Origin of the sequence: Siccirubricoccus phaeus (assembly GCF_008360935.1) — a bacterium.
Taxonomy (GTDB): domain Bacteria; phylum Pseudomonadota; class Alphaproteobacteria; order Acetobacterales; family Acetobacteraceae; genus Siccirubricoccus; species Siccirubricoccus phaeus.
In genome coordinates, this window is the sequence record NZ_SRXO01000002.1 from 351,081 (window position 1) to 368,442 (window position 17,362).

The 17,362-nt window shown below is 74.0% G+C and carries 17 protein-coding genes; 10 read left to right on the top strand and 7 right to left on the bottom strand.

The annotated features are described in order from the left end of the window. Positions 1-1,066: 1,066 nt before the first annotated feature. Together fliK and E5N76_RS04040 are read left to right on the top strand one after the other, a co-directional pair. A complete protein-coding gene (gene fliK, locus E5N76_RS04035) occupies positions 1,067-2,014 on the top strand; it encodes a flagellar hook-length control protein FliK (RefSeq protein WP_149536008.1) in 948 nt (315 codons plus the stop codon). 18 nt (positions 2,015-2,032) lie between these two features. Beyond that, positions 2,033-2,698 (top strand): flagellar hook assembly protein FlgD, encoded by a 666-nt coding sequence (locus E5N76_RS04040; RefSeq protein WP_149536009.1) that lies wholly within the window; start codon positions 2,033-2,035, stop codon positions 2,696-2,698. Positions 2,699-3,089: 391 nt separating this feature from the next. Here E5N76_RS04040 and E5N76_RS04045 read toward each other — a convergent pair whose 3' ends face one another. The 5 genes from E5N76_RS04045 to rfaD all read right to left on the bottom strand — a co-directional run bounded on the left by E5N76_RS04045 (position 3,090) and on the right by rfaD (position 8,285). Beyond that, positions 3,090-3,956 (bottom strand): hypothetical protein, encoded by an 867-nt coding sequence (locus tag E5N76_RS04045; RefSeq protein WP_149536010.1) that lies wholly within the window; start codon positions 3,954-3,956, stop codon positions 3,090-3,092. Positions 3,957-4,323: 367 nt separating this feature from the next. Continuing rightward, positions 4,324-5,106 (bottom strand): peptidoglycan editing factor PgeF, encoded by a 783-nt coding sequence (pgeF, locus tag E5N76_RS04050; RefSeq protein ID WP_149536011.1) that lies wholly within the window; start codon positions 5,104-5,106, stop codon positions 4,324-4,326. Beyond that, on the bottom strand, positions 5,103-6,110 hold the full coding sequence (locus E5N76_RS04055) for a class I SAM-dependent methyltransferase (RefSeq protein ID WP_149536012.1): 1,008 nt from the start codon (positions 6,108-6,110) through the stop codon (positions 5,103-5,105). The genes pgeF and E5N76_RS04055 overlap by 4 nt, the downstream gene beginning before the upstream one ends. Positions 6,111-6,483: 373 nt before the next feature. Next, positions 6,484-7,308, bottom strand: a complete 825-nt coding sequence (gene lgt / locus E5N76_RS04060; RefSeq protein WP_149536013.1) for a prolipoprotein diacylglyceryl transferase — start codon at positions 7,306-7,308, stop codon at positions 6,484-6,486. Beyond that, on the bottom strand, positions 7,308-8,285 hold the full coding sequence (gene rfaD / locus E5N76_RS04065) for an ADP-glyceromanno-heptose 6-epimerase (protein WP_149536014.1): 978 nt from the start codon (positions 8,283-8,285) through the stop codon (positions 7,308-7,310). Before rfaD ends, lgt begins: the two co-directional genes overlap by 1 nt. Before the next feature lie 483 nt (positions 8,286-8,768). Here rfaD and E5N76_RS04070 point away from each other — a divergent pair, with 483 nt between their 5' ends. The 3 genes from E5N76_RS04070 (at position 8,769) to proC (ending at position 10,690) form a co-directional block, all read left to right on the top strand. Next, positions 8,769-9,125 (top strand): accessory factor UbiK family protein, encoded by a 357-nt coding sequence (locus E5N76_RS04070; RefSeq protein ID WP_149536015.1) that lies wholly within the window; start codon positions 8,769-8,771, stop codon positions 9,123-9,125. Between the two features lie 141 nt (positions 9,126-9,266). Then, positions 9,267-9,770: a type III secretion system chaperone family protein gene (locus E5N76_RS04075; RefSeq protein WP_149536016.1), complete on the top strand. Its 504-nt coding sequence runs from the start codon at positions 9,267-9,269 to the stop codon at positions 9,768-9,770. A gap of 104 nt (positions 9,771-9,874) precedes the next feature. Next, positions 9,875-10,690 (top strand): pyrroline-5-carboxylate reductase, encoded by an 816-nt coding sequence (gene proC, locus E5N76_RS04080; RefSeq protein WP_149536017.1) that lies wholly within the window; start codon positions 9,875-9,877, stop codon positions 10,688-10,690. A 190-nt stretch (positions 10,691-10,880) separates the two neighbouring features. Here proC and E5N76_RS04085 read toward each other — a convergent pair whose 3' ends face one another. Then, a complete protein-coding gene (locus tag E5N76_RS04085) occupies positions 10,881-11,705 on the bottom strand; it encodes an NUDIX hydrolase (protein WP_149536018.1) in 825 nt (274 codons plus the stop codon). 226 nt (positions 11,706-11,931) lie between these two features. On the opposite strand from E5N76_RS04085, the gene E5N76_RS04090 reads away from it, so the two are divergent. From E5N76_RS04090 to E5N76_RS04105, 4 genes are all read left to right on the top strand, one after another. Further along, on the top strand, positions 11,932-13,806 hold the full coding sequence (locus E5N76_RS04090) for an ABCB family ABC transporter ATP-binding protein/permease (protein WP_235907563.1): 1,875 nt from the start codon (positions 11,932-11,934) through the stop codon (positions 13,804-13,806). A 79-nt stretch (positions 13,807-13,885) separates the two neighbouring features. Further along, positions 13,886-14,155: a hypothetical protein gene (locus E5N76_RS04095; RefSeq protein ID WP_149536019.1), complete on the top strand. Its 270-nt coding sequence runs from the start codon at positions 13,886-13,888 to the stop codon at positions 14,153-14,155. Positions 14,156-14,285: 130 nt separating this feature from the next. Further along, positions 14,286-14,588: a 50S ribosomal protein L28 gene (gene rpmB / locus E5N76_RS04100; protein WP_149536020.1), complete on the top strand. Its 303-nt coding sequence runs from the start codon at positions 14,286-14,288 to the stop codon at positions 14,586-14,588. Between the two features lie 66 nt (positions 14,589-14,654). Continuing rightward, positions 14,655-15,413, top strand: a complete 759-nt coding sequence (locus E5N76_RS04105; RefSeq protein ID WP_187829964.1) for a sensor histidine kinase — start codon at positions 14,655-14,657, stop codon at positions 15,411-15,413. A 62-nt stretch (positions 15,414-15,475) separates the two neighbouring features. Here the strand turns inward: E5N76_RS04105 and E5N76_RS04110 are convergent, their stop codons facing one another. Next, positions 15,476-16,264, bottom strand: coding sequence for an aldolase (locus tag E5N76_RS04110; RefSeq protein WP_149536022.1), 789 nt, complete (start codon positions 16,262-16,264; stop codon positions 15,476-15,478). Positions 16,265-16,382: 118 nt separating this feature from the next. On the opposite strand from E5N76_RS04110, the gene E5N76_RS04115 reads away from it, so the two are divergent. Beyond that, positions 16,383-17,354, top strand: a complete 972-nt coding sequence (locus E5N76_RS04115; RefSeq protein ID WP_149536023.1) for a Bug family tripartite tricarboxylate transporter substrate binding protein — start codon at positions 16,383-16,385, stop codon at positions 17,352-17,354. Positions 17,355-17,362 lie beyond the last annotated feature (8 nt).

Consider the following 17,362-nt stretch of genomic DNA (forward strand, 5'->3'; position numbering starts at 1 on the left):
GCTTCAGGGAGGGCGCACAGCAGGGGCCGTGCCAGCGACTGCGGGCGCGGCGCCGGCCGGGCTTGCCGGTGCGGCGGCAAGCTTTGCCGGGGGGCCGGCGGCGCTTGCCGGCGCGGCGCGGCCCTCGCCTGGCCCGGCCTTCGCACGGCAGCGCCGGATCGCCGTGGGCGGTGCCGCCGCCGGCCCGCCCGCCCCGAGGATACCCGGCCAGACAAGGATCGGACCTGCCGTGGACGCCGCCCCGATTGCCCCGAGCCCTGCCGCCGGCCGGCCGCCGGCCAACGCCCCTGCCGGCGCCGGCGGGGGCGAGGATTTCGCCCTGGCGCTGCGCCGCGCCGACGAAGCGGCCGGGCCCGCCCCCCGCCCGGCGGCGGCGGACCGGCCCGCCGCTCCGCGGCCCCGGGCGGCGGCGCCGGAGGGCGCGGCGGCGCGGCGGGAGGCGGGGGCGGGCCCTGCTTCCCGGCCCGGCGCGCCGCCGAAGCCCGCTTCCGCCGGTCAGGAGGCGGAGGGGGCGGTCGAGGCGGCGGCGCCAGACACCGCTGCCGCTCCGGCGGCGATGGCGCCGGATTCGTCGGCCCAGGCGCCTGATCCCGGCACGAGGCCGCCTCCGGCCCTGGCGCCTGCGCCGGATGTCGGAGCCGACCCGGGAGCGGCGGAGGCGGCGGCCATGGACCAGCCGGCGGTCCCGCCGGCGGAGCTGGGGGAGGCAATTCCCGGCCTGCCCGCCGAGCCAGCGGCCTCCCGCGGGGAAGACGAGGCAGGGGCGGCCGTGCCGGAGACGCCCGGGACGGCCAGCGCCCCCGATCCGGCCGGACCGGCGGCATTGCCCCTCCTCCTGCCTGGACCGCCGCCTGTTCCGGCGCTGCCCGCCGTGGCAACCCCGCCCCCCGCCGCAGGGGCGGCCGGGCCTGCCGTCGGGGTGGCCGGCGCTGCGGCGGCCGGTGTGCGGCCCCCAGCCCCGGCGCCGCTGGCCGAGCCGGCTCAGGCCGGGCGGGACCCCGGTGGAAGCGCGTCGCTGGCAGCCGGCCCGGCGGCCGGGCCTGTCCAGGCCTTGGCCGCGCAGCCCGTGACCGCGTCCGCCCCGCCCCCCTCCAAGGCCCCCCCGGCCGGCCCCGTGGCGGGCAACTCCACCACCACGCTCGTCCTGCCGGCCAGCTCGGAACCGGCGGCCATGCGGGCCGCCGCCCAGGCCGCGGTCGCGGCGCCGCCCGACCCGGCGGCCGCGGCCGCCGCGCCCCCTGGTGCCCCCCGCCCCGCCGGCAGCCGCGTGGCCGCGCCGCAACCGGCCGGCAGCTCCGACGCGGCCGGGGCGCCGTCCGCCGGCCCGGACGTCCCGCCCGGCCTTGCCTCGGCCCCAACCGCCACCGGCCGGGGCCCGGACCCCGAGGCGGTACCGGAGGCGGCCAGCCCTGCCGGCGCCGCGGCCCCCGCCATCCCCGAGGCCGGCACGGCGCCGGGTCGCGGCGAAGCCGGCCCGCCCACTGCCCTGGCCGCCGTCATTGCCTCCCCGACGCCGGCCCCGGCCGCCCCGGCGCCGGTGGCCCCCGCCCTGCGCAGCGCCCCGCCGCCGGTGGTGCAGCAGGCCGCGCCCATCGCCGTCGCCCTGGCCCTCGCCCCCGGCCGGAGCAACCGCCTGATGGTGGCGCTGGAGCCCGACTCCCTCGGCCGGGTGGAGATCAGCATCGAGCGTGACGCCGCCGGCGAGGTGGCCGCCGTGCAGGTGCGGGCGGAGCGGCCGGAAACCCTCGCCTTGCTGCAGCGCGACGCCCGCGAATTCGACCGCAGCCTGACTCAGGCAGGGGTGCAGGTGCCGGAGGGCGGGATGAGCTTCAGCCTTTCCGACAGCGGCGGCCGCGCCGCCGGCCAGCAGGCTGGCCAGGGGGGTGGCCAAGGGGACGGCCATGGCGGCGGCGGTGCCCGCCCGGGGCCGCGCCTCGGCGCCGGGTCCGGCCCGGCCGCCGCCGAGGCCGCGCCGCCCCGGCGCCTTCTCTCCCTTCTCGATATCGCCGTCTGACCCCCGGGAGCCCCGCCCATGACGACCGTCAACCCGACCGGCAGCAGCAGCGCCAGCAGCCAGGCCGCCGCCTCCGCCGCCACCACCTTCGGCAGCGATTTCAGCACCTTCCTCACCCTGCTCACGACCCAGCTCAAGAATCAGGACCCGACCAAGGCGATGGACACGACGGAGATGACGAATCAGCTCGTCGCCTTCTCCCAGGTCGAGCAGCAGATCGCGATGAACACCAACCTGCAGAAGATGATCTCGCTGGAGCAGGCCTCGCAGGTCACCGCTTCCCAGGCATTGCTCGGCAAGACGGTGGAGGTGGAGAGCGACAGGCTCAGCCTGCAGAACGGCCAGGCGCAGCTCGTGCTGCCGGCGGCGGGCACGGCGACCAGGGCCATCATCACCGTCACCGACAATGCCGGCCGCACCATCCGGCAGGAGGAGGTGAAGCTCGAAACCGCCGGGAGCATCTGGAGCTGGGACGGGAAGAACAGCTCCGGCGTGGTGCAGCCGGACGGCGCCTACCGCTTCGCCGTGGCCGGGCGGGATGCCGATGGCAATCCGGTGACCGTCACGGCGAATGTGCGTGGCACCGTCACGGCCACCGAGCGCACCGGCAGCGATGGCGATCTCAGCCTGGTGCTGGGCGGGCTTGCGGTGGACTACACCGCCGTGCGGCGGGTGGTGAATTAGATTCCCGGGGAGCCGCTGCGCGGCTTCCTGGGGGCCCCGGGAGTCGCTGGGTGACCGGCGCCTCGCACGGCTTGGCGCGGGGCGAAGCCGCGGCAGGGCAACGGGCAGCCCGGTGCGCCGCGGCGGCGCCGTGGCACGGCATGTTCGGCGCCGGGCGTGCCGCTCGGCTGGCGCCCCTGGGAAACGGGCAGCGGCTAGAGCGGGATCGGTTGCGCTGCGCTCACCCGCCCCGCTCTAGCTCATTGTTCGGTCGCGTGATTCACGGTTTCGGTCGATTCGACCTCAACCGATCACGATCTAGGTGCCGGAGGCTCGCGGTCCGGCACGGCCTGCTACGGCAGGGCAGGGCGCCGGGCGGCAGGCGCCCCTGCGCGACGCCGGTGGCCTGCCGTTATTCGGCGGCCGGGGGCGGGGCGGCCTGGGCGTTGGCCACCACGGTGCGGACGCCATCCGCCGCTTCCTCCGCCACCACATAGGCGACATCGCCCCACAGCCGGGCGAGGCGGCCCTGCGGCACCTCATTCACCTGCACCACCCGGCCCAGCTCATGCCCGTCCCGCCGGCTGACGATCCACTGGATCTCGACGCGCTGGTTGCCGGGGGTGCCGGGCACCACGGCCACCTCGCCCTCCAGCGCGTATTGCGCGCCATCCGCGGCCTCCTGCACCACGAAGCCCTGATTGCCGAGGAAATCCCGCATCCGTCCGGCCAGCGCCGCATTGCCGTCCCCCGGCGCGCCGCGGACTCCGGCCAGGCGCAGCCGCGGCGGCCCGGCGGCCAGGCTGCCCGGATCGGTCTGCTTCCGCGCCGCCTCCACCTGCAGCAGCAGGCGGGTGAGCGCGGGGGCGGCCTCGGCCGCCACCCGGGCGAAGACCTCCGGCCGCCCCTCCGCCCAGTCCCGCACCGGCACGGGCTGCGCCTCGGTGCTGGCCTGGGGGCGGCGATCGGCATCCAGCAGGCGGAAGCGCGGCCGGACCGCCTGGCCCTGCCGCTCCGCCGTCACCTCCACCAGCCAGTCCAGCGGCAGGGGGGTGGCGGTGGCCACCGCCGGCAGTTCCTGCGCCTGCAGCGCGCCGGTCACCGCCTCAGCCAGGGCGGCGGCGGAGCTTTCCGGCAGCAGCGCCTCCCCGGGCGGCGGCACGGCGAGGCGGACGGCGAGCGGCACCGCCAGCCGGTCCGCCAGCCCGCCCGGCCGGCCGCGATAGGGCTGCGGCAGGTCGCCGCAACCGGCCAGGGCCGCCAGGAGCAGCGCCAGCACCCAGCCGAAGCGCGCCGGGCGCCGGCCTGGGCCTCCCGTGGCGCCCTGGCGGGGCCTCGCCGCCATGCTCGGGCGCGACTCGGCCGCGGCACGCCGGCGCGCTTCGCCCGCGACGTCCCGGCGCGGCTCGGCCGCGACGCCCTGGTGCGGCTCGGCCGCAGCTCTCCAGCGCGGCGCCGCCGTAGCCCTCTGGCGCGGCTCCGCCGCAACTCTCTCGCGCGGCTCCGCCGCAACTCTCTCGCGCGGCTCCGCCGCGACGCCCGGGCCAGACCGTACCGCGGCCCTGCGGGACAGGTCAGAGCAGCGCACAGGCGACCATCAGGGTGATCAGGGTCAGGATCATGAATTGGACCATGTAGGGCATGGCTCAGCCCGTCATCGCGATGGCGGAAAGCTGGTGGCCGATGGGCCCGCCCCCCGCGAGGGTGCGTCGCCGGTGGCTGAAGAAGCGCGCCTCCTCCGCCAGCGTGTCGCGGCCGAGCGCCGCAATGCCGGCAAGGCCCAGCGCCGCCAGCCGCGTCGCGCAATAGCCCGGCAGGTCGAATTGCCACCGCGCCTCGCGCCGGCCGGGGACGAAGCAGCGGTCATGCCCGGGGCCCGAGGCCAGCACGGCCTCGCGCAGATCGGGCCCGACCTCATAGCTCTCCCGGCCGATACAGGGGCCGATCGCCACCAGCAGCCGGTCCCGCCGGGCGCCGAGCGCTTCCATCGCCGCGACCGTCGCCTCCAGCACCCCGCCCACCGCGCCGCGCCAGCCGGCATGGGCGGCGCCGATGACGCCCGCCGCCGGCTCGGCGAAGAGCACCGGGGCGCAATCCGCCGTCACGATGCCGAGGGCGAGGCCCGGGCGCCGCGTCACCATGGCGTCGGCGGCGGGGCCCTGGCCTTCGGCCCAGCCCTCCTCCACCACCGCCACCTCCGGCCCGTGCACCTGCTTCAGCCCGTGCAGCGCCGGGCGGTCCAGGCCGAAGGCGGCCATGGCGCGGCGGCGGTTCTCCCGCACCTTTTCGATGTCGTCCTGGCCGGAGAGGGAGCAATTCAGCGCCGCCCAGGGCCCTTCCGAGACCCCGCCGCGGCGGGTGAAGAAGCCATGCGCCAGGCCCGGCAGCCCGGCGAGGCCGGAGTCAATCAGGTATTCGGCGTCCTTCATGCGGTCTCGAAGCCCTGGGGTGGCGGCAGGCGGGGATGGCACAGGCAGAGCGCCTTGAACAGCCGTCCCATCGCCTCCGGCGCCACCAGCCGCTCGGCGCCGGAGAGGATGCGGCCGGCCAAATGGGGGGCGCGGCGGGCCTGGAGGGCGGCCAATGTCATGATCCCGAGGCGTTGCAGGAAGAGGCCCATGGGCAGCGGGCCATGCACGGCGGCGCCGTTGGCACGGGCGGTGGCGGCCAGGGGGGCGAATAGGACATGGGCGGTGAGGTCCACCGTGCCGGGGGGCGCCAGCGGGTCCGCCCGGCCATGGGCGGAGACGGCTTGCAGGCTCTCGCCCAGCACCGCCTCGGCCGGGCCGTAATCGAGGCAGAGGGCGGCCCCGCCCCGGCTGGCGACCCGCCGGGCGAGGGCGGCGACCACCGCATGGGCGGCTGCGGAATGCTCGGCGATGGCGCCTTCGGGGGCCTCGGCGGGGAGGGGGGGCGGGGACTCGGCCGAGGCTTCCAGGAAGGCGCCCTCGGCGACGAAACGCTCTGCCCAGGCGCCGTTGCGGCGGATGAATTGCCGGATCGGCAAGGCGTCCAGAAATTCATTGGCGAGGATCAGGGCGGGGCCAGGGGGCAGGGTCTCGATGCCGTCATGCCAAATGGCGCTGGGCAGCCGTTCCGCCTGCAGGGCGCGCAGCCGGGGCGAGGCCTCCACCAGATGCAGCCGCAGGGCGGCGGCGAAGCCGGGCGCCACCTCCCGCACCGCGCGCAGGGCGTCCGCCATCAGCGTGCCGCGGCCGGGGCCGAGCTCCACCAGCAGGACGGGGTCGGGGCGGCCCATCGCCTCCCAGGTCACGGCGGCCCAAAGGCCGAGGCATTCGCCGAAGGCCTGGGAGATCTCCGGCGCGGTGGTGAAGTCGCCGCCGGCGCCGAAGGCCTCCCGCCCGGCGTAATAGGCGGCAACGGCGCGCGCCATGTAGCGGTCCAGCCTCTCGGGCTTGCCGGCTTCCGTCATCGTTGCTCTTTCGTGTGGCGCCCCTGGGCGGTCCGGCGGGCCGGGATTGGCCCTGCGGCCGGGCGCGCCCTCCGCGCGCTCGTCGCGCCTCCGGCGCGGCCGAGCGAACCCCTCGCGAAAGCCACGGTGCCGCAAGCGAGTCAAGGCCGGAGCCGCGCTTCGCGCGGTGCGGCGAAGCCGCAGCCTTGACTCGCTTGCGGCACCGTGGCCCGGGGCAAAGGTGCCTTCGACGGTGTCGAAGGCACTTTCAGTGCCTCCGCTGGCGCAGGCGGCTGGCGCAGGCGGCTGGCGCAGGCGGCTGGCGCAGGCGGCTGGCGCAGGCGGCTGGCGCAGGCGGCTGGCGCAGGCCGGCCGCAGCGCCCGGCCCACCCCCTCAGGCCGCCCGCTCCCCGCCCGCCGCCGCAGCCCCGGCCGGCCGCGCCCGCCACATCAGCCACACCCCCACCGCCAACATCGGCAGCGAGAGCAACTGCCCCATGGTCGCCCCGCCGATCAGGAAGCCAAGCTGCGCATCCGGCTGGCGGAACATCTCCCCCACGCCCCGCGCCACCGCATAGCCGGCCAGGAACGCCCCGGAGACGAAGCCCCGCCGCTCCCGCACCGCCCGCTGCCGCACCAGCACCTGCAGCAGCAGGAACAGCAGCACCCCCTCCATCCCCGCCTGGTAGAGCTGGCTCGGATGCCGCGGCTCCGGCCCGCCGGTCGGGAACACCATGGCCCAGGGCACATCCGTCACCCGGCCCCACAGCTCGCCATTCACGAAATTGGCGCAGCGGCCGAGGAACAGCCCGATCGGCACCACCGACACCACCCGGTCCGCGAAGCCGAGCACCTCGATCCCGCGGTTCCGGCAGAACAGCAGCAGGGCCAGAATCACCCCGAGCGCCCCGCCATGGAAGGACATGCCGCCGGTCCACACCGCCAGCACCTCCAGCGGATGCGCCAGGTAATGCCCCGGCCGGTAGAACAGCACATAGCCGAGCCTGCCGCCGAGGATGATGCCGAGCGTGATCCAGGTGACGGCATCGTCCACCTGCTCCGCCGTCGCCACCCGCGGCGCCAGGGCGACCAGCCTCTTGGCCAGCACCCAGCCCAGCACGATGCCGAGGATATAGGCCAGCGCATACCAGCGGATGGCGAAGGGGCCGATCTCGACCAGCACCGGGTCGATGGCCGGGAAGGGGATGGCGAGCAGCATCACTCGGCGAGATCCATGGCGCGATAGGCGGCGACGGTCCGCCGCACCCCCTCCTCCAGTGGCAGCATCTGGCCGGAATAGCCGGCGGCGCGCAGCTTCCCGAGCGGGGCCTCGGTGAAATACTGGTACTTGCCGCGCAGATCGGCCGGCATGTCGATGAAGGAGATATCCTCCGGCCGGTCCAGTGCCGCGAACATGGCGCGGACCAGAGCAAGGAAGCTCCGCGCCCGGCCGGAGCCGAGGTTGAACAGCCCGGACACTTTGGGGTTGTCCAGCAGCCAGAGCATCACCGAAACGCAATCATCCACATGGACGAAATCCCGCTGCTGCTCGCCATCCGCGATTCCCGCCCGGTCGGAGCGGAACAGCGTCGCCGCCTCGCCGCGCATCACCTGGCGGTATTTGTGGAACAGCACGCTGGCCATGCGGCCCTTATGCGCCTCGTTGGGACCGTAGACGTTGAAGAAGCGCAACCCCGCCCATTGCGGCGGCGCCTTGGCGCCGAGCGCCAGCAACTGCGCCACCCGCCGGTCGAAGGCCAGCTTGGACCAGCCGTAAAGATTGAGCGGACGCAGCCGGGCCAGGGCCTCCGGCGTTGCATCGTCCGAAAAGCCTTCCGATCCATCCCCGTAGGTGGCGGCGGAGGAGGCGTAGATGAAGGGAATCTCCCGCGCCGCGCAGCGCTCCCACAGCCAGAGCGGCAGGGTGAGGTTGGTGGCCGCGACCAGATCGCCATCGGTCTCGGTGGTGGCGCTGATGGCGCCCATATGCAGCACGGCGGCGATAGGCGGGGTCCTGGCCCAGAACTCCGCCAGGCCCTCCGGCGGCAGGACTCCGGCAAGGGTTGGCGCGGCAAGGTTGCGCCACTTCCCGCCCTGGCCCAGGCGGTCGACGACCATCACTTCCGCCCCCCTGGCAGCGAGGGTGGCAACGAGGTGGGAGCCGATGAATCCGGCCCCGCCGGTGACGAGATACAAGGCCCGGCTCCTTCCGTGCTGCGGCAGCCCTGCCGGGTTGGCCAGGCTCGGGGCGGTCGGGGCGGGGTATAGAGCAGATCGGCCCAAGGCGCGAAGAGCCTGGGCCAGCGTTGCGTCCGCTGGGTGAAGGCCGTGGCGGGTTGCGTTCCATCCCGGCCGGGATCCGCTATAGGGGCGGCTGAGCAAGGCGAAGCCACCCCCGCGCGATGGGGCGGTGGCCGGCAGGAAGGGCTGCGGTTGAGCGGCGCGGCGCCGCCCCCCTCGGCGGCGTGGCGGGCGGCCTGGCCGGGGGAAGGGGTGCTGGCTGAGCGGTGCGATGCCGTCCGGCGCGACGGGCGGTCTCGGGCCGGAAGGACGGGGTGCGGCTGAGCGGTGCGGCGCCGGACCGGCGCGACGGGCCGGCGGGTGGCACCGCACAGGAGGACAGGCGCCAGGCGCCCCCGGCGGGGGCGGCGGCCGGCGGCGCCAGGCGGAGCAGAAGCGATGAGCGACACCGGAGGCCGCAAGCGCGGCAGCATCTTCGACGATCTGGCCGGGGTGGCGGGCGGCGCCTTCTCCGCCCTGGCCGGGGCAAGGACGGAGGTGGAGGCGGCCATCCGCGCCCAGATCGACGCCGCGGTGCAGCGGCTGGAACTGGTGAAGCGGGAGGATCTGGACGCCGCCATGGAAGTCGCCCGCCGGGCGCGTGAGGCGCAGGAGGCGCTGGAGGCCAGGGTGGCAGGGCTGGAGGCGAAGCTGGCGGCGCTGACCGCCAAATCCGCGACGGCGCCCCCTCCCGCCGCCGCTGCCCCGGGCGCCGGGGGCGAGCCGCCTGCGCCGCCCCCGGCCGGCCACGGCTGAGCGGAACCTGATGTTGCGCCGCAACGCGCGCCCTTGCGGCGGCGTTCCGGCCTTGCCTAGTCTACCCTTGGTGGGCCGAAGGGCCGATTCCCCTCAAGATTCGGTGGGGGCCCACCGCACACGGAATGAGGAGGTGCCGCGATGTCAGGCTTGCTGGCCTTCGACCGCGAAAAGGCGACCAACCCCCTCGATGTCCTCGAACAGATCGTCACCGCCAATGAGTGGGCCTTCGAGCGCCGCTCCGACGGCGAAATGGCGGCCGAGGCGCCGGGCAAATGGTGCGATTACGGCCTTTACTTCTCCTGGTCGCCGGAGATCAGCGCCATGCATTTCTCCTGCGCCTTCGATTTGAAGGTGCCGCCGGAGGGCAGGGCCAAGCTGTTCGAATTGCTGGCGCTCGCAAATGAGAAGCTCTGGCTCGGCCATTTCGGGCTGGAGAGCGAGGAGGGGGTGCCGGTGTTCCGCCATTCCGTCCTGCTGCGCGGGGCGCCGGGCGCCAGCGCCGAGAGCCTCGAGGACATGGTGGATATCGCCATCACCGAATGCGAGCGCTTCTTCCCCGCCTTCCAATTCGTCCTCTGGGGCGGGAAGGCGCCGGCGGAGGCGCTGCAGGCCGCCATGCTGGATTGCGTCGGGGAGGCCTGACCGCTACCCCCTTCCGCCGGGGCGGATCCCCTGGGGCCGTCCTGGCAAGAACGGGCCGGAGCAGACCGGGCGAACCGGGATGCTTCCGGGCGGGAGGGGGTGCCATGGGCACGGATGCTTTGCCGCCGCTGCTGCTGGTCGGCTGCGGCAAGATGGGTGGCGCGATGCTGGCCGGCTGGCTGGAGCGCGGGCTGAAGGAGGTGGTGGTGGTGGAGCCGCATGCGCCCGCCGCCGCTGCCTTCGCCGGCCGCGCCACGGTGGTGCCGGGGCCGGAGGCGATTCCGGCCGGCTTCCGCCCCGCGGCCGTGGTGCTGGCGATCAAGCCGCAGGAAGCCGCGGCGACGCTGCCGGGCTTCGCCCGCTTCGCGGGGGAAGGGACGCTGTTCCTCTCCATCATGGCCGGGCGCAACACCGCCGGCATGCGGGCCCTGCTGGGCGAGCAGGCGGCGGTGGTGCGCGCCATGCCGAACACCCCGGCCGCCGTGCGCCAGGGCTTTACCGTAGGCTTCGCCGGGCCGGGGGTGACCGAAGCGCAGAAGGCGCTGGCGGATAGCCTGCTCTCGGCCATCGGCGAGACCGCCTGGGTGGCGGAGGAAGGGCTGATCGACCCCGTCACCGCCGTCTCCGGCGGCGGGCCGGCCTATGTCTTCCTGCTGGCGGAAGTGATGGAGGCGGCGGCGATCGCCGAAGGCCTGCCGCCGGAACTGGCGCGGCGCATGGCGCGGGTGACGGTGGCGGGCTCCGGCGCGCTGCTGGCGGCAAGTGCCGAGGATGCCGCGACGCTGCGCAAGGCGGTCACCTCCCCCAAGGGCACGACGGAACGGGCGCTGGCGGTGCTGATGGCGCCGGAGGCCTGGCCGAAGCTGATGCGGGAGGCGATTGCCGCCGCCACGGCACGGTCCCGCGAGCTGGCGGGGTAGGACGCCGTTTCCCTCCCCCGCCGGCGGGGGAGGGTCAGGGTGGGGGGCTGCCGGGCGCGGAGACGGGGCCGGATGCAGGCGGGGGCTGTCTGTTCCAGCCGCCCCGGCGGCGGGAACCACACCCCCACCGCGACCCTTCGCCCCTGGCCCTCGCCGCGGAGCGGCGAGCGAGGCGGCTTGTCGCCTCTGCCTACCGCGGCCCCTGGTCCAGCCCCGCCCGCAGCGCCTGGCCGGCGCTGCTCGCCGGGTCGATCAGCCCTTCGCGCAGGAACAGGTCGATCAGCACCAGGTTCACGTTGAATTTCACCCCATCCGTATCCCGCACCACCGCCAGCACCCGTTCGGCGGGCCAGAGCTCGAAGCGTTCCACCTCGTCATCATGCGGGGCGGGGGTGAAATCCTCCGGCAGTTCCAGGTCATAGACATGCAGCACGTCGCGCCGCAGCCCGTCCGGCTGGCGCATGACGTAGGAAAGGCGGCCCGCTCGCCGCGCCTGGCGGGCCAGGGCTTCCGGCAGGCTGGCTTCCTCCTCGGCCTCCTTCAGCAGGCAGGTCTCGGGCGTCAGCCCGGCCGGGATGCCGCCGGCGACGAGGTTGTCCAACTGCCCCGGGGCCACCGGCTTGTGGCGGGAGCGGTGGCCGACCCAGATCCGCAGCCCCTCTGCGCCACCCTTGGGCCCGCGCACCAGCCCGTTCACATGCACCCCCTGGCCGATCACCCCGAAGGCCGGCACCGCGCCGCGGTCGAGCCTGGCCAGCACGGGGCCGTCGCAGCTCTCGCGGACGTCGAATTCCTCGCCCCGCAGGCGGAGCAGCCCCTGCGCCGCCAGGCCGTCCACCAGCCCGGGCAGGGCGGCGCCGTCCGGCAGCGCCAGCCCTTCCGGCCCGGCCCCGAGGCTTTCGGCCAGCGGCCGTGTCACATACCCCACCTGCGCCGCCCCGATCCGGAAGGGCGGCAACCCGGCAAGATCATGGCCATTGTTGCAATTGGCGATGTGGCGCGCGAAGGGGTCCATGCCCTCCTCTACCTCAGGGACGCCCGTGGCGGCAGTGCCCTGAGCTGATGGTTTCGAACCCTCGGGTCCAGACTCACACCGGGTCCGGGGGCCCACCCCCCCGGCGGGGTCCAGGGGCGGAGCCCCTGGCGGAGGCATCGACCCGCAACCGCCACCCCGGCCGGATGGCCGGTTCCCCGCCCCGGCATTCCGCCCTATCTCCCGCCGCGACAAGCGGAGCATCCCAGTGGCGCCAGACCAGACCACCGAGCGCAGCCATTTCGCCACGCTGCTGGCCCTGGCCCCCTGGCTCTGGCCGAAGGGGGAGTGGGAGCTGCGGCTCCGGGTGGTGCTCGCCCTCGCCATGCTGGTGGCGGCCAAGGCGGCCAATGTGCTGGTGCCCATCGCCTATGCCCGCGCCGTGGATGCGCTGGCGCCGCAGGGCCCGGCCGCGGTCGCCGCCGTCCCGGTGGCGCTGGTGCTGTGGTACGGGCTGCTGCGCATCGCCAATGCCGGCTTCGCGGAGCTGCGCAACGCCGTCTTCGCCAAGGTGCAGGCCCGCGCCGCCCGCCGCATCGGCCTTTCCGTCTTCCGCCATCTGCATGCGCTGTCCATGCGCTACCACATGGACCGGCAGACCGGCGGCCTCTCCCGCGTCATCGAGCGGGGGACGCGCGGCATCACCCTGCTGCTGAGCTTCCTGCTGTTCAACATCCTGCCGACCATCCTGGAGATCGTCCTGGTGGCCGGCATCCTCTGGGCGATGTTCGACCTTTCCTTCGCCGCGGTCACGCTGGTGACCATCGGCGGCTACATCGCCTTCACCCTGATCTTCACCAATTGGCGGCTGCGCTTCCGGCGGGAGATGAACCAGACCGACCAGGACGCCAACACCAAGGCGATCGACAGCCTGCTGAACTACGAGACGGTGAAGTACTTCGCCAACGAGGCGCATGAGGCGCGCCGCTACGATGAGAGCCTGACGCGCTACGAGCGCGCCTATACGCGCTCCGAAACCACGCTGAACCTGCTGAATGCCGGCCAGGCGGTGATCATCGCCGCCGGGCTGACGGCGGTGATGCTGCTGGCCGCCGGCGGCGTCGTCGCCGGCACCATGACCACCGGCGATTTCGTGCTGGTGAACACCTACCTCATCCAGCTCTACATGCCGCTGAACATCCTCGGCTTCGCCTATCGCGAGATCAAGCAGGGGCTGACCGACACGGAGGAGATGTTCGAGCTGCTGCGGCAGGAGCAGGAGGTGGCGGATGCGCCGGATGCCGCGCCGCTCGCCGCCGGGCCGGGGGAGGTGGTGTTCGAGGAGGTGCAGTTCGGCTACCGGCCGGACCGGCAGATCCTGAAGGGCGTCTCCTTCCGCATCCCGCCGGGGCGGATGCTGGCCATCGTCGGGCCGACCGGGGCGGGCAAATCCACCATCTCCCGCCTGCTCTTCCGCTTCTATGATGCGACGGGCGGCCGCATCCTGGTGGATGGGCAGGATGTGCGCCAGGTGACGCAGCATTCGCTGCGCGCCGCCATCGGCGTGGTGCCGCAGGATACCGTGCTGTTCAACGACACCATCCGCTACAACATCGCCTATGGCCGCCCCGGCGCCAGCGATGCGGAGGTGGAGCGGGCCGCCATCCTGGCCCAGGTGCACGACTTCGTGCTGCGCCTGCCGGAGGGCTACCGCACCATGGTCGGCGAGCGCGGCCTGAAGCTTTCGGGCGGCGAGAAGCAGCGGGTGGCGATCGCCCGCACCATCCTGAAGGATCCGCGCATCCTGATCCTCGATGAGGCGACCAGCGCGCTGGACACCCGCACCGAGCAGGAGATCCAGGCGGCGCTGCGCCAGGTGGCGCGGGAGCGGACGACGCTGGTCATCGCCCATCGCCTTTCCACCGTGGTGGAGGCGGATGAGATCATCGTGCTGCAGGAGGGGCGGATCGTGGAGCGCGGCAGCCATGCGGCGCTGATCGCGGCCGACGGGCTCTATGCCGAAATGTGGCGCCGGCAATCCGAGGCGGTGGCGATGGCCGAGGCGGCGGCGGCGGCGGAAGCGGCGGCCGATCTGGCGCGGCCGCGCAGCGCCCGGTTGGGGGAGGGCGTGGCTGCCGGGTAACGCCGGATTGCCATAATTGGACAGGGGTTTCCGATTCACCCGCGAACGCCTATTTCCGCAGGTGACAGGAGGCCGCCATATGCAGCTTGATCCGGAGGGCGTGGCGCCCGACGACCTGAGCCATGCCGGCTCGGTGGTGGACAAGGCCATCGAATACATGATGGACCAGAAGATCGCCCCGATCTCGGTGGCCTCGGCCCTGCTTGGCGGGGCGCTTGGGCTGCTGGCCCGCACGATGGACGACCGGGCGATCTCGGCGGTGCTGCGCAACGCCCTGGCTTCGGTGGAATCCGGGGAATTGCGGGAGATGCGGGACCAATTGCCGGGCGGCGGGACAGGGCCGGGCTGAGGCGCCGGCGCGGCGGCGCCGCAGGAATCGGGGCTGCGGCATTGACGCGGCGGCGCCGGCGCGGCATATGCCCGCCTCTTGCAGCTACCCCCTGGCGCCGGCGCGCCGGGCTGTTTTCAGGAAGACCCCCATGGCCCGCCGCTGTGTCATCACCGGCAAGGGCGTGCTGACCGGCAACAACGTCAGCCACGCCAACAACAAGACCCGCCGCCGCTTCCTGCCCAATTTGCAGGAAACCTCCTTCTATTCGGACGTGCTGGCGACGCCGGTGAAGCTGCGGCTTTCGGTCAACGGCATCCGCACCATCGAGCATAATGGGGGCATCGACGCCTTCCTGCTCGGCACGCCGAACCGCAGCCTGCCGGCGGAGGCGCAGGTCCTGAAGCGCCGGATCGCCCGCGCCCAGGCGAAGAAGGCCGCCGTCGCGGCCTGACCGGGCAGGGGCCTATCTTCGGGGCGCCTTCACCTTTCCTTCACCGGCCGGCCTCATCCTGTGATGATGCCGGCCGTTTCGATTCCGCTGCTCCTCATGGCCTTGGTGCCTCTCCTCGCCCTGCTGGGGTGGGGGGAGGGGCGGCGGCGTGCCGCCCTGGCCGAGGCCGGGTTGGCCCGGTCCCGGGCGGCGGCGCGGGAGCGGATGCTGGGGCAAGTGGGGCAGGAGGTGCAGGCCGCCGCCCTGGCGCTGCTCGGCCAGGCGGAGGCCCTGCCGGCGCCCGCCGGTGCGGCGGTGGCGGCCGAGGCGCGCCGGCTGCTGCTTCTGGCCGATGACCTCAACGAGGACCTGGCGGCGGCCGGGCCGCGCCGCCTGGCGCCGGCGCCCTTGCCGCTGGCGCCGCTGCTGGAGGAGGCGGTGGCGGTGGTCACCGCCCAGCTCGGCCCCGGGCGGCGGCAATTCCGCCTGGCGCCCGATTTCGCCGGGCTGGTGCTGCATGCCGACCGCCGGGCGCTGCGCGGCGCGCTGCTGCAGGTGCTGACCCGGGCTGCCCGCTTCTCGCGGGAGGAGGATTGGATCGATCTGCGCCCGGTCGTCACGGCGGACAGCCTGGCCATCGTCATCGAGGATGAGGGTACCGGCCTGCCTGCCGAGGACCTTGCCGCCGGCGCCGCCCTGGCTGGGACGCGTGGCCTGGGTTTCGGCCTGGCCGTTGCCCGCAGCCTGCTGGAGGCCCATGGCGGCGGGCTGCGCCTGGAGGCCGTGCCCGGCATCGGCGCCCGCGCCTGGCTGACCTTGCCGCGCGACCGCCTGCTCGCAGCCTGACTCAGGGGTTCCAAGGGCCTTTCGGCCCCTGGCGGGCGGAGTCCGAGGAGGGCAGAGCCTCCTCAGTTCGCGAAGTCGGGGGCTTCCTGCCCCAGGATCCGCTTGATGCTCTCCAGGTGCAGCCGCGCGCTCTCCCGGTCCCCTTCGCGCATCTGCGCATAGGTCCTCGCCGCCATTTCCGGCGGCACCGGCTTCAGCTTGCGGCCGGTGGCCATGGCCAGGCGCTGCGCCTCGCAGGCCCGCTCCAGGTAGTAGAGGTCGTCCCAGGCCTCCGCGATGCTCGGCCCCACGACCATGACGCCGTGATTCTTCATGAAGACGATGTCGGCATCGCCGATGCTGGCGGCGATGCGGTCGCCCTCGGCCTCGTCCAAGGCGAGGCCGTTGTAATCCTCGTCCACCAGGGTACGGCCGTAGAATTTCAGCGCCGACTGCCCGGCCCAGACCAAGGGCGGGCCTTCCAGCATCGCCAGCGCCGTCGCATTGGGCATATGGGTGTGGAAGGCCGCCTTGGCGCGCGGCACGTTCTTGTGCACCCGCGCATGGATGTAGAAGGCCGTCGCTTCCGGCACGCCCTCGCCGGCCACCACATTGCCGTGGAAGTCGCAGATGAGGAGGCGGGAGGCGGTGATCTCGCTGAACGCCCAGCCATAGGGGTTCACCAGGAAGAGGTCGTCCCGCCCCGGCACCACGAAGCTGAGGTGATTGCAGATCCCCTCATGCAGGCCGAGCTTCGCCGCCATGCGGAAGCAGGCGGCGAGGTCGATGCGCGCCTGCAGCACCGCCGCCGCGTCGAGGTCCGAATTGCGCAGGATGGGCGGCGCCGCGGGCGCGCCGAGCTGGTGGGCCATGACCTGTCCTTCCCGATGAGCTGCCGCAGGTTAAGGCAATCCGCGTGCCGGCGAAATCATCCCGGGCGGGCATTCGCAGGCGGCGGCGCGTGGTCTAGCATCCGAGCCGGAGACGTTCATGATCGCACGACCCACACGGCGCCTGCTGCTCGGCGCGACGCTGGCGGCACCGGGCCTGGCCCGCGCCGCTTTCCCGGACCGGCCGATCCGCCTCGTCATCCCCTATGGCGGGGGTGGGCAGACCGATATCGTCAGCCGCGTCACCGCCGATGCGCTCACCCGCACCCTCGGCCAGCCGGTGCTGGCCGACAACCGGCCGGGCGGCGCCGGCAACCTCGCCGCCGAGACCGTGGCGCGCAGCCCGGCCGATGGCTACACCCTGCTGGTCGCGACCGCCGGCACCAACAGCGGGCTGAACGCGCTGCTCTACCGCCAGATCGGCTATGACTGGCGGACCGACTTCGCCCCCATCGGGCAATTCTGCGCCACCTTCAACGTGCTGCTGGTGCACCGCGCCATCCCGGGCGACGACTTCCCGGCGGTGGTGGAGTGGATCCGCCGCAACCCCGGGCGCTTCACCTTCGCCTCCGCCGGCGTCGGCGCGAACACGCACCTCATCATGGAGGATGTCGGCGCGCGGCTCGGGCTCGAGATGGTGCATGTGCCCTATCGCCAGAGCACCCAGGCGATGACGGACATGCTCTCCGGCCGCATCCATGCGCGCTGCCTGGGCCTGCCGGAGGGCGCGACGGTGAAGGACCAGCCGAGCATCCGGCCGGTGGCGCTGACCACCGCCGCGCGCCGCCCGGAATGGCCCGGCGTGCCGGCCATGGCGGAGACCATCCCGGGCTTCACCGGCGGCGGCTATTTCGGCCTCGCCGCCCCGGCGCGGACGCCGCCGGAGGCGATCGCCCGCCTCAACGCCGCGCTGGGCGAGGCGCTGGCCGACCCTGCCGTGCGCGCCGCCTATGCCAGGGTCGGCGCCGATGCCGCCGACCCCAACACGCCCGAGGAATTCGCCGCCATGGCGCGCGCCGAGGGCGAGCGCTGGGCGCCGCTGATCCGCCGCCTGAACCTGGTTGCCGAGTAGGAAGAGAC

Bases quoted from the DNA above. Each gene is read 5' to 3' on its own strand.
- E5N76_RS04040 (WP_149536009.1), top strand. From the start codon at position 2,033: ATGACGACCGTCAACCCGACCGGCAGCAGCAGCGCCAGCAGCCAGGCC.
- pgeF (WP_149536011.1), bottom strand. From the start codon at position 5,106: ATGAAGGACGCCGAATACCTGATTGACTCCGGCCTCGCCGGGCTGCCG.
- E5N76_RS04055 (WP_149536012.1), bottom strand. From the start codon at position 6,110: ATGACGGAAGCCGGCAAGCCCGAGAGGCTGGACCGCTACATGGCGCGC.
- lgt (WP_149536013.1), bottom strand. From the start codon at position 7,308: ATGCTGCTCGCCATCCCCTTCCCGGCCATCGACCCGGTGCTGGTCGAG.
- E5N76_RS04070 (WP_149536015.1), top strand. From the start codon at position 8,769: ATGAGCGACACCGGAGGCCGCAAGCGCGGCAGCATCTTCGACGATCTG.
- E5N76_RS04075 (WP_149536016.1), top strand. From the start codon at position 9,267: ATGTCAGGCTTGCTGGCCTTCGACCGCGAAAAGGCGACCAACCCCCTC.
- proC (WP_149536017.1), top strand. From the start codon at position 9,875: ATGGGCACGGATGCTTTGCCGCCGCTGCTGCTGGTCGGCTGCGGCAAG.
- E5N76_RS04085 (WP_149536018.1), bottom strand. From the start codon at position 11,705: ATGGACCCCTTCGCGCGCCACATCGCCAATTGCAACAATGGCCATGAT.
- E5N76_RS04095 (WP_149536019.1), top strand. From the start codon at position 13,886: ATGCAGCTTGATCCGGAGGGCGTGGCGCCCGACGACCTGAGCCATGCC.
- rpmB (WP_149536020.1), top strand. From the start codon at position 14,286: ATGGCCCGCCGCTGTGTCATCACCGGCAAGGGCGTGCTGACCGGCAAC.
- E5N76_RS04105 (WP_187829964.1), top strand. From the start codon at position 14,655: ATGCCGGCCGTTTCGATTCCGCTGCTCCTCATGGCCTTGGTGCCTCTC.
- E5N76_RS04110 (WP_149536022.1), bottom strand. From the start codon at position 16,264: ATGGCCCACCAGCTCGGCGCGCCCGCGGCGCCGCCCATCCTGCGCAAT.
- E5N76_RS04115 (WP_149536023.1), top strand. From the start codon at position 16,383: ATGATCGCACGACCCACACGGCGCCTGCTGCTCGGCGCGACGCTGGCG.